Genomic DNA, 14,294 nt, shown 5'->3' with positions numbered 1-14,294 from the left:
TGGCCGCCGGGGTGGGCCGCCCGCTCCGCCCGGGGGCTCGGGCGGCTTCGGGGACGCGGGAGGCTCCGGTTCCGGGGGCTCCGGCGGTTCCGGTGGGTCCGGGAGCGTGCCTCCGGAGCCCCCGCACAAGCCCTGGTGGCGCTCGGTACCCCGGCTCGCCACCACGATCGTCGCCATCGCGGCCGCCGTGACCCTGGCCGTCGTGCTGACCAGGCCGAGCGGCGGGGGCGGCACCACCACCTCGCAGGGCAGCGAGGTGTTCCTGCAGCCCGCCGCGGCCTCCGGACCGGACCCCTTCCCCGAGTCCACGGCGGCCAAGCAGGCCACGCCGCCGCCGGAGAGCCCGCCGCCCGAGAGCCCGCCGCAGAGCCGGCAGCCGTCGAAGGACCCGTCGGCCAGGGGGACCACGGGGACGACTCCGGGGACCACGGTCACCCGCGTCTCCGGATCCTCGCCCACCCTGTTCGGGGGCACGAGGGACGTCGCCAGCTGCGATGTCGAGAAGCAGATCCAGGTGCTGTCGGCGCAGCCCTCCAAGAACGCCGCGTTCGCCTCGGCGCTCGGCATCCAGCCGACGGCCGTGCCGGGGTACCTGCGCTCGCTCACCCCGGTCCAGCTGCGGATGGACACCCGGGTCACGAACCACGGATACCGGGACGGCAGGCCCACCAGCTACCAGGCGGTGCTCCAGGCCGGGACGGCCGTGCTCGTGGACGACCGGGGGGTGCCGAGGGTCCGCTGCGCGTGCGGGAACCCGCTGGGCGAGCCGGTGGCGCTGCAGGCCAATCCGAAGCGGTTCGGACAGCCGTGGACCTCGTACCGGCCCGCGCAGGTGGTGGTCATCGCACCGTCCGTGACCATCGTGAACAAGTTCGTGATCTACGACCACAACAACAGCACCTGGTACGAGCGTGACCGGGGCGACCACCGGGGCGGCAGGCACGACAAGCCCATCCCGCCGCCGGTGATCACGACCCCGCCGATCACGTTTCCGCCGCCGGTGACCTCGCCGCCGCCGACTTCGCATTCCCCGTCGGTCTCGCCGTCGGAGTCGCCGTCGAAGTCGCCGTCCGAGTCGCCGTCCGAGTCCCCGTCGAAGTCGCCCTCTGAGTCTCCGTCGGAGTCCCCGTCCGAGTCGGCTTCCGAGTCTCCGTCGGAGTCTGCGTCCGAGTCGGCTTCCGAGTCTCCGTCGGAGTCGGTCTCGCCGTCCGAGTCCGGCACGCGATCATCCTCTGAATCGCCCTCGGAATCGCCGTCGAAGTCCGCCTCCGAGTCGCCTTCGACCTCCCCGTCCGCCTCCGAGTCAGAGTCAGAGTCCGCCTCGCCCTCGGCGAAGGTGCGGTCCGCGACCCCGGAGTCCTCGTCGCCGTCGGCGCCGCGGAGCTCGGCGGAACCACAAACTCCGGCCCCGCCCAAGACCTCCTCGGCGGCGCCGGAGCCCAAGCCGCCGGTGACGTCGGCGCAGCCTGAGCTGCCGCCGGCCCCGCCGGTCGTACCGTCCCCGGTCCAGCCTCCGCCTCCGCCGCCCCCTCCGCCGCCGTCATCGACCCTGATCGTGCCTCCGTCTCCGCCTCCTCCGCCGCCCTCCCCGGACCAGCCGGGAACCGACGAGGGAGCCGACGCCGGAAGCGATGCGGGTACCGGCGGCCGCTGAAGCGGCACCGCACGGCCTGCCTCCCCGAGGGCCAACCGGCCCTCGGGGAGGCTTCGCCGTGCGTCAGCGCACGCGGCCGTACATGTTCGGGTTGTACGCGCTGAAGCTGGAGACGCGGACCTGCTTGCCCGGGCGCGGAGCCTCGATGTACTTGCCGTCGCCGAGGTAGACCGCGACGTGGTGGATGCCCGACACGTTTCCGTTCGAGGTCCAGAACACCAGGTCGCCGCGGCGCAGTTCGGAGCGGGAGATCGGGGTCGTGGCGCGGTACTGGTCGGAGGCGACGCGGGGGAGGGAGATGCCCGCGGAGCGGTAGGCCGCCTGGACCAGGCCCGAGCAGTCCCAGCCGTGCGGGCCGTTGCCGCCCCAGACGTACGCGTCGCCGAGATGGCTGTTCGCGAAGGAGATCGCGCCCTCGGTGCCCTGGCGAAGGGGACTGCCTGAGCCGGACGGGGCGCCGCCGGAGCCGCCCGAGCTGCCCGAGCCGCCCGTGGAGCCGGACGAGCCCGAGGAGCCCGAGGAGCCGGTGCGGCCGGCGTTGCGCTCGTACTTGTCCTTGTGGCTGGTCCAGCGCCACCAGCCGGTGGCGTCCTTGTACCAGTACACGCGGTCCGTCGCGTCCCAGCCCGCGCGGCCGCGGAAGGCCGGCTCCGAGGTGCGTACCGGGGAGGCGGCGGACGAGGAGGGCTTGGCGGCGGACGAGGAGGGCTTGGCGGCCGCGGAAGCGCCGCTGTTCGCCGCGTACTTGCTGTAGTGCTGGGTCCAGCGCCACCAGCCGGTCGCGTCCTTGTACCAGTACTTCGAGCCGTCCCAGCCCGCCTTGGCCGGCGCGGGCTCGGCGGACGCGGTGGTCACACCGGTGCCCATCAGCAGGGTGGCGCCGACGGCCGCGACCACGGCCCCGCGCAGGGTGCAGCGACGGCGACGGGCCGTGGAGGTCACGGCCGTCGTGCCGCGGGCACAGCCTGCGCAGTCGCAGACGTCGGGTATTTCCTCGGTGAACTCGGGCGTGCGCATGCGTGGTTCCTCTCTCATCGGGGGTGTGCTCTCAGCGGGCGTCGGCGGCAGGGCCGCGCGCCGTGTAGAAGGCCACGGTCAAGTCCTTGACCAGTGCCTTGCGTTCGTAGTCGTCCAGGCCTACGAGCCCCCGGTCGGACATCCGGTGAACGGTGTCGTCGACCGCGTCGAGCACGGAGGTGAGGACGGTGTCCCGGTGCCGGGCGTCGATCGAGGCGACTTGGCGGCGCTGCATCGCGGCGGCGACCTCGGGCGCGTACTCGATCCGCAGCGGCCGGGCGGAGAAGACCTCGACGCCGACCGCCTTGCACTCGGCGGCGAGCAGCCGGGTCAGTTCGTCGCCGACGGCCTCGGTGTCGCGCAGGGTCCGGGGTTCGGCCGGCTCCGGGCCGAAGGAGTCGGCGGGCATCCGGGAGAGCACCCGGGCGGTCGCGGACTCCACCTGCCCGCGCAGATAGTCGGTGTGGTCGTCCACGGCGAGCAGGGCGCGGGCGGTGTCCTTGATCCGCCACACGACGAGGACGACGGCCCGCAGTGCGGTGCCTTCGGCGTCGACGACGGGGAGCGGCTCGCTGCGCCAGTGGCGCAGCCGGACGTCGACCCGCGTGTGCCGGGGCAGCGGGTTGGACCAGAGGAGACCGGTACGCCGGATCGTGCCCCGGTAGCGGCCGAAGAGGGTCAGTGACCAGGCCCGGCCGGCGCGGCCCCGGCGCAGTCCGCAGAGGGCGGCCAGGACGATCGCCGCGCAGCCGCCGACGAGGGCGAGCGGCCAGGCCTCGGCGGGGGAGGCGGAGGCGGAGGCGCGGAGGTCCTCGTGGTGCGCGAGGGTGGCGGCGCCGGCCGCGGCGAGCGAGGCGGCGAACAGGGCCCACCAGCCGGAACAGGCGCGCGCGGGGTGTTCGCCGAGCTCGGGGTCGAGGACGGCGGGCAGGGTGCGTGGGGAGGGCGCCGGCGCCGATGGGGAGGCGCGCCCGCGAACTCGTCGACCAGGGAACCCCGATCGACTCCGCCTGCCGCATCATCATCCTCGAAGACCAACTCGAAGAAGCCCAACGCATCAACGCCGAATACCGCCGCGCCGGCGAATCCTCCGCCCCACCGGCATCGGCATCGGCATCGGCATCGGCCTGAGGTGATCGTGCCCGTCGGCAACGGCGGGCTCCCGATCTTCAAGCATTCCCGAGGTGACGGGGGTGCGCAGGCGCATGACCTCTTCGGCCTCTCCTCTTGCCGCACCCTCCGGCACCGCGAGCCGGACCCGAATGCCCTCCCTGCGCCCGCCGCACGGGCCCAGAGGGCGACGTTCGTACCACTGCGGCCTCGTCGTCCTTCTCGCCGCGGCGGGGACTCCGGCCCGGAATCCTCTGCGGACTCGGTTGCGCAGCAGGCACCGGGGCATGCGGTCGGGCAGACGCGAACCGGTGGTGCACCGAGCCACCACGCCCGGTCGCCGAGGACGAGGACGAGGAGATGCTCTGTGAGCGGAGTGTGGATGTACGCGCAGGACAGCGGCTACACGCCCGGGCAGTCACTGGTGGGATTCACCGTGGAAGCCGCTGACGGTGTCATCGGGCACGTCGACCGGCAGCAGGACCAGCCCGGCATGCAGCACCTGGTGGTCGACACCGGTGTGTGGGTGTTCGGCAGGAGCGTCCTGATCCCGGCCGGCGCCGTCACCCACATCGACACCGAAGCGCAGGCGGTGAAGGTCTCGGGCACGCAGGAAGACATCAAAGCCGCGCCCCGGTTCACCACCGACAGCGAAACAGCCGACCACACCTACCTGTCCGCGGTCGGCGACCACTACGTCTCCCTGCGCCGCCCGCCCGCGCCCGCACCCGAAGCCGGTCGGCAAAGCACCGGCCCCACACAACCGGGCAGGCATGCACCGCCACGTCATCGTGCTCAGTAGGCAGCGAGGAAGACGGCGATGCAGTGCGCGGTGAAAGCTGCCACGGTCAGGGCGTGGAACACCTCGTGGTAGCCGAACCAGCGGGGTGAGGGGTCGGGGCGCTGGAGGGCGTACACGACCGCGCCCGCACTGTAGAGCAGCCCGCCCGTCACGATCAGGGTGAGTACGGCCGCGCCGCCGCTGTGCAGGAAGTCGGGCAGGTAGCGCACCGGTGCCCAGCCCAGGGCCAGGTAGCAGGGCGTGTACAGCCAGCGGGGCGCTCCGATCCACAGGACGCGGAAGGCGATGCCGGCCAGAGCGCCCGTCCACACGATCCACAGGAGGACGGACCGCTGGTCAGGGGCGAGAAGGAGGACGGCGAGCGGGGTGCAGGTGCCGGCGATGATCAGGAAGATGTTGGCGTGGTCGAGGCGGCGCAGGACGGCCTCGCCGAGCGGTCCCCAGGTGCCGAGGTGGTAGACGGCGCTCGTCCCGAACAGCAGCCAGGCGGTGACGGCGTACACGGTGCAGGCCACGGTGGCCTGTGGTGTTCCTGCCATGCAGATGAGTACGATGCCCGCGGCCAGCGACGCGGGGACCATGCCGGCGTGGAGCCAGCCCCGTAGCTTCGGCTTGATCGGCTCCACCAGATCGGCCGCTCGCTCGAGCAGGCCGGCGGGAGGCTCGGAGCCCTCGCTGCCTCCATCCGTCGGTGCGGAGACAACATGGCCGGCTTCGGCGTCGTCCCGGGGCACTACTTCCCGTCCTGACTCGTGCTGCTGGGCATCACTGGCAACCATGAGTCCATGCTAGGAGCCTGTCCGGAGCGGCATTGCCCGAGGTGTGCCGCAGTCCTCCGGCGCGGCATCGCCGGGCGCGGCTGGTTCGGCCGCCTCTTGGTTGCGGGCCTGGCGATCCGCCGCCAACTGGGGCCGTGGAACTCGTGTAATCCGGCGGGTCAGGGGAACGATCTGGACTTCCGAACGGGCCTCTCCGCTCTCCTACGTCCAAGGACCGCCGATGCTTCCCGAGTTCCGCTCCCACGCGTCCGCCCCCCTTTCCCATCAGCTGGAACAGCGGCTGGGACTGGACCCACGCCTCGAAGCCGGCCACATCGACGTGGAGCGCGTCGCGGACATCGCCGTCGTCGCATCGGCACACTCCGACGGATACGCGGCCACCGCACACCTCCTCGGCCTGCTGGCCGCGCTCCCCGCCCCCACCGAGTCCGGTGAGCACTTCTGGTCGGACCTGTGGAGGTCCTCGGGCTCCCTCTACCTCCTGCCCGCCAACATCAAAGCGTGCGTGCTGAGTTCACTGGCAGGAGAAGGCACCGGCCTGGCCGGCCAGATCCTCTCGGCCTTCGACGAGATGACCCCGCCCCAGCGCATCGCGGCCGCAGAAGTCATCGGCCAGGCACTCGCCGAGTCCGACCACCTCCCCGACCTCAAAACGCAGGTCATCGGCGAGCTGTGGCTCCGCGACCTCGAACTCACCGCCTGGCGCGTCCTGCACGCGGACCACAAATCAGCCGACCCGTCCAGGCGGAAGGCCTTCCTCGACGCGTGGACGAGCATCTGATCCGCAACGTCACCCGTGCCGTTCGGCCCCGGCCGCACCCGTAGAACCGATGAGGGGAGGGATCACCGGCGTACCCCTCCTCTCACCCGGCCTTGGGGTACACCGGTACAGCCAGGTTCGGTGGTAGTCCCCTGGGCCGCGCCCTGAACGCCTTCGCGTTCTTCACGGTCCAGTCGAACCTGATCGTGGGCGCAACGTGCTTGCTGCTCGCCATCAACCCGGACAGGTCCTCGACCGTGTTCCGGGTGTTCAGGCTGATCGGCCTGGTAGGAATCACAGTCACCGGCATCGTCTTCCACGTCGCGCTGCGCGGACTGGGTCGCGGCGCCCGGCACGGTCCGGGACCGCCCGGCACGGATTCGATCCCACTCCTAGTGCTGTGGCCGGGAAGGTTTGCCGGGTCGCGGTGTCCGGTGCGGTGCCCCTCCCCCAGCTACCGCCGGGAGGGGCCCCCGGGCGGAGGGCCGCCGCTTGTACTGGACGTACTTCGGTGGTCCGACAACGCGGCGAGGTGCCGTGCCGGGCGCCGCGACCCGGTGAACCTTTCCGGTCACAGCACTAGAGCGGGTGTCGCAGGTACGAATCCTGCCGAGGGCACAAGCGCAAAGGCCCCCAGCCGATCTTGGCTGGGGGCCTCTGGTATCTGCCGCTGGCATCGCCCAGCCGTCCGGGGTTTACCGCGTCAGGTCGGCGTAGAAGATGACGTTGTTCGTGCGGTGGCCGTTCTTGAGGGCGCCGCCGCAGGTCAGGAGGCGGAGTTCGGGGCGGGGGGTGTCGCCGTAGACCTTGGCCGTGGGGAAGGCCTTCTTGTCTACGTCCTCGATCTCGCGGATCTTGAACCTCGCCGTCCTGCCGTCCTCGCGCGGGACCTCGATCACGTCGCCGAGCTTGATGTCCTTCACGTTCCTCATCAGGGCCGGACCGTACTTCGTGTCGAAGTGGGCGACGAGGACGGACACGCCCTTCTCGCCCGGGGTGACGCCCCCGGTCCACCAGCCGGGGTTGTTCGCGTCAGTGTCGGCGTCGGGCACGCCCAGTTCGCCGGCCGCGTCCACCTTCAGGTCGACCATCTTCTTCGCGTCCACGCCCGCCGCGTCGATCTTCATCCCGGTCGGTCTTGAGGTGGGGCGGACTGGAAGACCAACCCCGCCACCCAGATCAAGTGGGGCCTGGACTACATGAACTCCCGCTACGGCAGCCCCACCGGCGCCTGGAGCTTCTGGCAGACCCACCACTGGTACTAAGCCACCAGCGGCAGCAGACCCGGCGGCGCGACCGCCCTGGCCCTTGTAGTCGAAGCGGTGCCTGACCCCGCTTCGACCACAGGGCCCAGGGCCCGGTGCGCACGCATGCGAAGGCCCCGGCGGCCGACCTCCCCAGGTCCGGCCTCCGGGGCCTTCGCGATCCCATCCCACAGGGTCCGATGGCGGCGCAGCCGGAGCTACAGCCGCTGGATGATGGTGCCCGTCGCCAGCGCGCCGCCCGCGCACATGGTGATCAGGGCGAATTCCTTGTCGCGCCGCTCCAGCTCGTGCAGCGCGGTGGTGATCAGCCGGGCTCCGGTGGCGCCGACGGGGTGGCCGAGGGCGATGCCGCCGCCGTTGACGTTGACCTTCTCCAGGTCCTGGTCGAAGACCTGGGCCCAGCTGAGGACGACGGAGGCGAAGGCCTCGTTGATCTCGACGAGGTCGATGTCCTTGAGCGACATGCCGGCCTTGCCCAGCACCGCGCGGGTCGCGTCGATCGGCCCGTCCAGGTGGAAGTGCGGGTCGGAGCCGACCAGCGTCTGCGCGACGATCCGGGCGCGCGGCCGCAGCTTGAGCGCGCGGGCCATCTTGCGCGAGGCCCACATCACGGCGGCGGCGCCGTCGGATATCTGCGAGGAGTTCCCGGCGGTGTGCACGGCCGTCGGCATGACCGGCTTGAGCCGGGCGAGCGCCTCCATGGAGGTGTCGCGCAGGCCCTCGTCCCGGTCGACCAGCCTCCACATGCCCTGGCCGGCGGCCTGCTCCGCCTCGGTGGTGGGCACCTGCACGGCGAAGGTCTCGCGCTTGAACCGCTCCTCGGCCCACGCCGCCGCGGCCCGCTGCTGGGAGAGCACGCCCAGCGTGTCCACGTCCTCGCGGGTCAGCCCGCGGTGGCGGGCGATGCGCTCGGCGGCCTCGAACTGGTTCGGGAGGTCGACGTTCCACTCGTCCGGGAAGGGCTTGCCGGGTCCGTGCTTCGATCCCGACCCCAGCGGCACGCGACTCATGGCCTCGACCCCGCAGGCGATGCCGATGTCCATGACCCCGCCGGAGATCATGTTGGCGACCATGTGGTTGGCCTGCTGGGAGCTGCCGCACTGACAGTCCACGGTGGTCGCGGCGGTCTCGTACGGGAGGCCCATGGCCAGCCAGGCGTTGCGGGCGGGGTTCATCGACTGCTCGCCGGCGTGGGTGACGGTGCCGCCGACGATCTGCTCGACGCAGTCGGGCTGGATGCCGGTGCGGGCGAGGAGCTCGCGGTAGGTCTCGCCGAGAAGGTAGGCGGGGTGAAGATTGGCGAGCGCGCCCCCGCGCTTGCCGATGGGGGTGCGTACGGCTTCGACGATGACGGGTTCCGCGGCCATGAGCTCGTCCTCTCCTGCTCCTGCGTAGCGCACAGCGCGCAGCGCGCATCGGCTAGCGCGCCTCAGCTTGCGGGCGGGCCGTCCCGGCGGCTCCACCCGAACTAGTACGCGTTCTAGTTCTCCCCGCAGTCTTATGACCAGAAGGCCCGGTACGCAAGGGTCTTGCACGTGGCTTACACGGATTCCACACGCAACAGTTGGCGCGGGGCCCCTTGTCACTTCTAGAACTCGTTACTACCTTCAAGCCAACTTCTGATGGGCCGTCAGACTCTGGAGTCGCCCCGATGACCTGCCCCGTGCTGCCCGAAGGCTTCGACGCCACCGACCCGGACGTGCTCCAAGACCGGGTGCCCTACCCCGAGTTCGCGCAGTTGCGGCAGACGGCGCCCGTCTGGTGGTGCCCGCAGCAGCGGGGCATCACCGGCTTCGACGACGAGGGGTACTGGGCCGTCACCCGGCACGCGGACGTCAAGTACATCTCGACGCACCCCGAGCTCTTCTCCTCCACCACGAACACGGCGATCATCCGCTTCAACGAGCACATCCAGCGCGAAGCCATAGATGCCCAGCGCCTGATCATGTTGAACATGGATCCGCCGGAGCACACCCGCGTACGCCAGATCGTGCAGCGCGGCTTCACCCCGCGGTCCATCCGCGGGCTCGAGGACGCCCTGCGCGACCGCGCCCGGAAGATCGTCGCGGAGGCCGTCGAGGCCTCGGCGGACGGCAGCTTCGACTTCGTCACCCAAGTGGCGTGCGAGCTCCCGCTGCAGGCCATCGCCGAGCTGATCGGCGTACCGCAGGAGGACCGGTCCCGGATCTTCGACTGGTCGAACAAGATGATCGCGTACGACGACCCCGAGTACGCGATCACCGCCGAGGTCGGCGGCAACGCGGCGGCGGAGCTCATCGGTTACGCGATGAACCTGTCCGCGGCCCGCAAGGAGTGTCCGGCCAAGGACATCGTCACGCAGCTGGTGGCGGCCGAGGGCCAGGGCAACCTGGGCTCCGACGAGTTCGGCTTCTTCGTGCTGCTGCTGGCGGTCGCGGGCAACGAGACCACGCGCAACGCCATCAGCCACGGCATGCACGCCTTCCTGACCCACCCCGAGCAGTGGGAGCTGTACAAGGCGACCCGCCCCTCGACGGCGGCCGAGGAGATCGTGCGCTGGGCCACCCCCGTGGTGTCCTTCCAGCGCACCGCCACCCAGGACACCGAGCTCGGCGGCCAGAAGATCAAGGCGGGCGACCGGGTGGGGATGTTCTACTCCTCCGCCAACCACGACCCCGAGGTCTTCGAGAACCCGGACGCCTTCGACATCACCCGCGACCCGAACCCGCACCTGGGCTTCGGCGGCGGCGGCCCGCACTTCTGCCTCGGCAAGTCCCTGGCCGTCATGGAGATCGACCTGATCTTCAACGCCCTGGCCGACGCCCTGCCCGACCTGCGCCTCACCGGCGAGGCCCCGCGCCGGCTGCGCGCCGCCTGGCTGAACGGCATCAAGGAACTGCGGGTCAGCCACGGCTGACCCGTGATCCAGGACGGCAGGGGCCCCCACCTCCCACGCCCGGCCCCTGCCGTCCCTCGGCGCCTGCGGGCGTGTGCGGGTGGTTACCCGCGGGTCGTTACCGTCTCGCCGCCGTCGGGATCATTGCCTTGGCGGCGGCCCGGACCCCAGACTGCCCGGATGAACCTTGAGGACCCCAGCGCCAGACGCTGGCAGCGGCTGCCGACGACGTGGCGGCGGATGGTCGAGCAGAGCGGGTCCGAGCCCATGAGCCAGGGAGTCCTCGCGCTCATCGAGGCCGCCGGCGCGGAACCCCGGCTGCGCCGGCTGTACCCGTACACCAGCCACTTCACGCTGTGGTTCAGCGCCTCCTCGGGCCATCCCTTCGCCGTGACCGCACCGGCCGTGGAACCACTGCCCGACGGCCGCTTCCGCGTCCGGGGCCCCCGCCAGACCACGGTTCTGGGCGAGACGGACACGGCCCGGGCGGCGATAGCCCTCGTGGTGGCAAACCTCCCGACGGAATAACCCCGCCCCCCACACCACAACCCCACAGCCGGGGCCCGGCCCCGCACCCGGGCCGAACCCCGCAGCCCGGACCCGGCCCCTGTCCTTTATACAACTTTGACGATGCCGACGCACTCCTGCCCCCGTCCGCGCGCCGGCCCGCGTGTGCGCCAGTACGCACGCGGGCGCCGGGCCCGCCCCCAGCTCCATGCCGAGCCCGTCACCCGCCTCCCCGTCGGACACCACCCGGACCGCGTCGGCGTGCCGGCCGCCCCGGGACCACAGCCAGCGCCATTTGCCCCGCCACTCGGCGCCGGTGTCCTCGCGCTCCTGCGGGCAGCGCACCACCACCTGGTAGAGCAGCCCCAGGGGCCGGGGCCGGCCGCGGGGGCCGCGCGGGACCGGCCACTGGTCGAAGTCCGAGTCCAGCAGCTCGTACGGCACGTGGAACTCGATCCGCTCCACCTCCTGCGGCGGCCGCCCGGCCTCGGCGTGCCCGGCCGGTGCCCGGCCCGCGCTGCCGAGCCGGCGCAGGAGTTCCTCGCGGACCGCGTCCAGCGGGACGGGCTCGCCCTCCGACTCCCAGATGTGCTCGTACGCCTCCCGGCGGCCGGGCCCGCCCGCCGGCTCCCGCACCCGCCCCGGCTCGTCCCGGCGCAGCCACATCCGGGCCAGGAACCCGTCCTCGCCGCCCGGCGACGGCTCCAGCCGCACGTGCAGGGCCGTTCTGCGCGCGGGCGGGGGCGGGGGCAGGAGCACGGGCAGGGCGAGGCGTTCGAGGGTGGTGCTCACCCAGTCGCGCAGCAGGGCCGCCCACCGCTCGTCGCCCGCGCCGGCCCGCTCGCCGAGGAACCGTACGAAGGGCACCGCGAGCGGCATCCCGTCCGGGCCGCCGTGGCGTTCGTCGAGGTCCGAGGCCACCTCCAGCAGGGTGTCGCCGGGCAGCCCGCCCTGGAGCGGGGCCGCGCAGCCGGCCGCCCGGAACGCCCACACGTACGCCTCGTAGGCGCACCGGGGCAGGTCCCGGCCCTCGAAGAGCCTGCCGAGCCCGTCCCAGGCGGCCTGGTCCAGGCGGGCCGCGCGCGGCAGCGTCACCCCGGGCTGGTCCTCGTCGAGGAAGGAGCAGGCGTCCCAGTCCCGGTCCACGACGAACTGCGGGAGCTGCCAGCCCTCTCCGCGCTCGCGCAGTTCGCCGAAGGCACGGTGGATGGAGCGGGCCGTGTCGGCGAGCCCCTCGACGCCCTCCCGCACGGAGCGCCCGCCCAGTTCCCCGAGGAGCGCCTCCGTGAAGCGCCCCGCGCCGCGCTCCGCGTCGTTCTGCGCGGCCTCGCCCTCCCGGGAGGCGTACAGCCGGAACTGCCGCCGGCCGGGGACGGTGGCGCCGCCGCCGTAGTCGCTGCTGCCGAAGTTCCACCGGGCATCGCGCGGGGCGTCGACCCGGCAGGCGTCCACCAGGGCCGCCTGGAGCGGGAAGCGGCGGTGTTTGACGAGGTCGGTGCGCCACCAGCGCAGCGCGGAGTCGAGGTTGAGGTGGCGGATCCGGCCGGGCCGGGCGTCCGCGCAGGGCAGCATCAGCTCACCGCCGCGCGGATCGGTGTAGCCGTGCCCGGCCCAGAAGATCCAGAGCAGGTCACCGTCGCATTCGGGGAGTTCGTCGAGGAGCGCGGACTTCGCGTTCTCCTCGGTGGCGGGCCGGTACGTGCCGCGCAGGGCCTCCAGCCCCGGCGAGCCCGCCCAGTCGAGGGCGTCGGGGTCCTCGAGCGGGGAGAGCAGCAGCCTCACGTGGTCCGGCGGCACCTGTCCCGGCCCGGTCAGCCAGCGGGCGAACCGCAGGGCGTCGCGGGCCGGTCCGTGGAGGTTCCAGTGGTGGCTGACGGCATAGCTCTCGACCCCGGCGACGAGCGCGAAGGTGCGCCCGGGCCCCAGGGTCGGGGGCAGGAATCCCTGGGGGATCACCCGGTCTCCGCTTCGCCCACCGCCTGTTCGATGCGCGCGTAGAGCGCGTCCTGTTTCCAGTAGGCGCTGTGGCAGGCCGGGAACGGCTGGCGGCTGGAGATCTCGTGGTCGCTGACGCGCGGGTCACCCGCGAAGACCGGCTCGGCGAGGTAGGAGAGCACGTCCTGGCGGTCGTAGACGTTGAGCCAGCGCGGGAAGGCGTACGGGAGGGACGCGCCGGGCTCGATCCCCGCCAGCGCCCCGAGTTCGTGGAGGAAGGGCGCCTGCGAGCCGACGGTGACGAGCAGCGCGGCTCCGGGCACGGGCTCGCCGCGGGCGGCGGCGAGCGCGAGGAGGTCCACGAGGGCGACGCCGCCGAGGCTGTGGCCGATGAGCACGGTCGGTCCCTGCCCGGCGGTGATCCGTTCGCCGAGGAAGGCGCGCAGGTCGGCGCCCCGGGCCTGGTAGCGCAGGATGTCGCCGAGGGCGGGGGCGCTGCCGACGGTGAGGGAGCCGCGCCAGGCGTTGAGCAGCGGCTGGGTGGTGACGCGCTGGGCGAGGCGGCCGAGGACGGCCGCGGCGCGGGCGCCGGGGACCCGGGCGTCGCCGCCCAGGCGGGTGGTGAGCAGTTCGACGAGGCGGTCGCGCTCGGCTCCGGTGCAGTCGGCCTCGGCTCCGGCCGAGGCGAGCGCGGCGGCGGTCACCGCGCGGGCGAGGGCGGTGGCCAGCTCGCGGGCGTGCGGCTGCTCGGTGGCGCGGGCGCCGGCGCGGGCGGCCTCGGCCGAGCGGGCGACGGACTCCAGGGCTCCGGGGAAGCCGGCGGCGAGACCGGTGCCGAGCAGCAGCGCGGCCTGTTCCCCGCCGTCGGGGACCCCGCAGACGCCGGCCAGCAGGTCCAGCACCCGGGCCCCGGGTGAGCGGACGCCGGGCATGGCGAAGGGGTCGTCGGCCCCGGTCTCCCAGCCGGCCTCGGCCAGCACCCGCAGCTCGCACAGCGGGTCGGCGACGAGCAGGGCCCATTCGGCGGTCTCGGGGTCTCCCGGGACCGGGGCACCGTCGGGGGCGCGCAGTCCGGGGACGGACCGGCCGTCGGCGCCGAGGGTGGCGCCGAAGCGCTCGCCCCAGAAGCAGGAGTCGACGCAGGCGTCGGGGAACCGGGCGGTCAGCCGGTCCCGGACCAGCGCGAAGAGCGTGTCGTGCCGCTCGCGCCGCACCCCCGTGCCGTGCACAAACAGGAATCTCATCGCGGCTCCGCCCCCTCGCACCGTCGTCCCCCCGCTCGGCACGATAGCGCCGCTCGGCGAACAGGGCCCCTGGAACGTCGAGTTCACGGGTTCGCGTGCTCCGCGGGTTCTCGTGCTTCGCGCGCACCCACATCTATCAATCACCTGTGACATGTGAAATATTACTCGCGCTTCGATCCGAACTCCCGGAAAGGCCAGCCCCCTTGCGCAGACTCGCTGCGGTGGGAGCGGCGATATCCCTCGCCCTCCTCGCCGCCCCCGCACTCGCCGGCTCGACCCCCACGCACCGGTAGTCGTCACCCGCTGCCCCCGCGCCGACGTCATCCCCACCGGCTGATTTGACCCA

At 72.6% G+C, this 14,294-nt stretch carries 11 protein-coding genes and 3 pseudogenes; 6 read left to right on the top strand and 8 right to left on the bottom strand.

Annotated elements, in window-relative coordinates; genetic code table 11:
* Positions 1 to 106 precede the first annotated feature (106 nt).
* Positions 107 to 862: pseudogene (locus tag DRB96_RS46445) on the top strand (DUF6777 domain-containing protein); the annotation flags it as partial.
* 17 nt (positions 863 to 879) lie between these two features.
* Here DRB96_RS46445 and DRB96_RS43510 read toward each other — a convergent pair.
* From DRB96_RS43510 to DRB96_RS40645, 3 genes are all read right to left on the bottom strand, one after another.
* A complete protein-coding gene (locus tag DRB96_RS43510; protein WP_162689152.1) occupies positions 880 to 1,416 on the bottom strand; it encodes a hypothetical protein in 537 nt (178 codons plus the stop codon).
* A 301-nt stretch (positions 1,417 to 1,717) separates the two neighbouring features.
* Positions 1,718 to 2,671, bottom strand: coding sequence for a C40 family peptidase (locus tag DRB96_RS40650; RefSeq protein WP_112452868.1), 954 nt, complete (start codon positions 2,669 to 2,671; stop codon positions 1,718 to 1,720).
* A 31-nt stretch (positions 2,672 to 2,702) separates the two neighbouring features.
* On the bottom strand, positions 2,703 to 3,323 hold the full coding sequence (locus tag DRB96_RS40645) for an SPFH domain-containing protein (protein ID WP_239517907.1): 621 nt from the start codon (positions 3,321 to 3,323) through the stop codon (positions 2,703 to 2,705).
* Positions 3,324 to 3,628: 305 nt separating this feature from the next.
* Between DRB96_RS40645 and DRB96_RS43505 the strand changes: the two genes are divergently transcribed.
* Together DRB96_RS43505 and DRB96_RS40640 are read left to right on the top strand one after the other, a co-directional pair.
* The gene (locus DRB96_RS43505; protein WP_162689040.1) at positions 3,629 to 3,802 is read left to right on the top strand and encodes a hypothetical protein; all 174 of its coding nucleotides are present in this window, start codon (positions 3,629 to 3,631) and stop codon (positions 3,800 to 3,802) included.
* A 346-nt stretch (positions 3,803 to 4,148) separates the two neighbouring features.
* Positions 4,149 to 4,490, top strand: a pseudogene (locus tag DRB96_RS40640) (PRC-barrel domain containing protein); the annotation flags it as partial.
* A gap of 86 nt (positions 4,491 to 4,576) precedes the next feature.
* Here DRB96_RS40640 and DRB96_RS40635 read toward each other — a convergent pair.
* Positions 4,577 to 5,362 carry a hemolysin III family protein gene (locus tag DRB96_RS40635; protein ID WP_239516620.1) on the bottom strand — a complete coding sequence of 262 codons (786 nt, stop codon included), beginning with the start codon at positions 5,360 to 5,362 and terminating at the stop codon, positions 4,577 to 4,579.
* Positions 5,363 to 5,582: 220 nt separating this feature from the next.
* Between DRB96_RS40635 and DRB96_RS40630 the strand changes: the two genes are divergently transcribed.
* The gene (locus tag DRB96_RS40630; protein WP_204357944.1) at positions 5,583 to 6,143 is read left to right on the top strand and encodes a hypothetical protein; all 561 of its coding nucleotides are present in this window, start codon (positions 5,583 to 5,585) and stop codon (positions 6,141 to 6,143) included.
* 674 nt (positions 6,144 to 6,817) lie between these two features.
* Here the strand turns inward: DRB96_RS40630 and DRB96_RS40620 are convergent.
* Positions 6,818 to 7,249, bottom strand: a complete 432-nt coding sequence (locus tag DRB96_RS40620; RefSeq protein WP_112452865.1) for a sortase — start codon at positions 7,247 to 7,249, stop codon at positions 6,818 to 6,820.
* An 18-nt stretch (positions 7,250 to 7,267) separates the two neighbouring features.
* Between DRB96_RS40620 and DRB96_RS45600 the strand changes: the two are divergent.
* Positions 7,268 to 7,387: pseudogene (locus tag DRB96_RS45600) on the top strand (lytic transglycosylase domain-containing protein); the annotation flags it as partial.
* A 197-nt stretch (positions 7,388 to 7,584) separates the two neighbouring features.
* Here DRB96_RS45600 and DRB96_RS40610 read toward each other — a convergent pair.
* On the bottom strand, positions 7,585 to 8,754 hold the full coding sequence (locus DRB96_RS40610) for a steroid 3-ketoacyl-CoA thiolase (RefSeq protein ID WP_112452864.1): 1,170 nt from the start codon (positions 8,752 to 8,754) through the stop codon (positions 7,585 to 7,587).
* A gap of 284 nt (positions 8,755 to 9,038) precedes the next feature.
* Here DRB96_RS40610 and DRB96_RS40605 point away from each other — a divergent pair, with 284 nt between their 5' ends.
* Positions 9,039 to 10,283 carry a cytochrome P450 gene (locus tag DRB96_RS40605; RefSeq protein WP_112452863.1) on the top strand — a complete coding sequence of 415 codons (1,245 nt, stop codon included), beginning with the start codon at positions 9,039 to 9,041 and terminating at the stop codon, positions 10,281 to 10,283.
* Positions 10,284 to 10,403: 120 nt separating this feature from the next.
* Here DRB96_RS40605 and DRB96_RS40600 read toward each other — a convergent pair whose 3' ends face one another.
* Both DRB96_RS40600 and DRB96_RS40595 read right to left on the bottom strand, forming a co-directional pair.
* Positions 10,404 to 12,725: a caspase family protein gene (locus tag DRB96_RS40600; RefSeq protein WP_112452862.1), complete on the bottom strand. Its 2,322-nt coding sequence runs from the start codon at positions 12,723 to 12,725 to the stop codon at positions 10,404 to 10,406.
* Complete coding sequence (locus tag DRB96_RS40595) at positions 12,722 to 13,948, bottom strand: hypothetical protein (protein ID WP_162688935.1); 1,227 nt, start codon at positions 13,946 to 13,948, stop codon at positions 12,722 to 12,724. The genes DRB96_RS40600 and DRB96_RS40595 overlap by 4 nt, the downstream gene beginning before the upstream one ends.
* Positions 13,949 to 14,294: the final 346 nt, after the last annotated feature.

This window comes from Streptomyces sp. ICC1, from assembly GCF_003287935.1.
GTDB lineage: Bacteria > Actinomycetota > Actinomycetes > Streptomycetales > Streptomycetaceae > Streptomyces > Streptomyces tritrimontium.
This window is presented reverse-complemented; position numbering and strand designations above follow the sequence as displayed.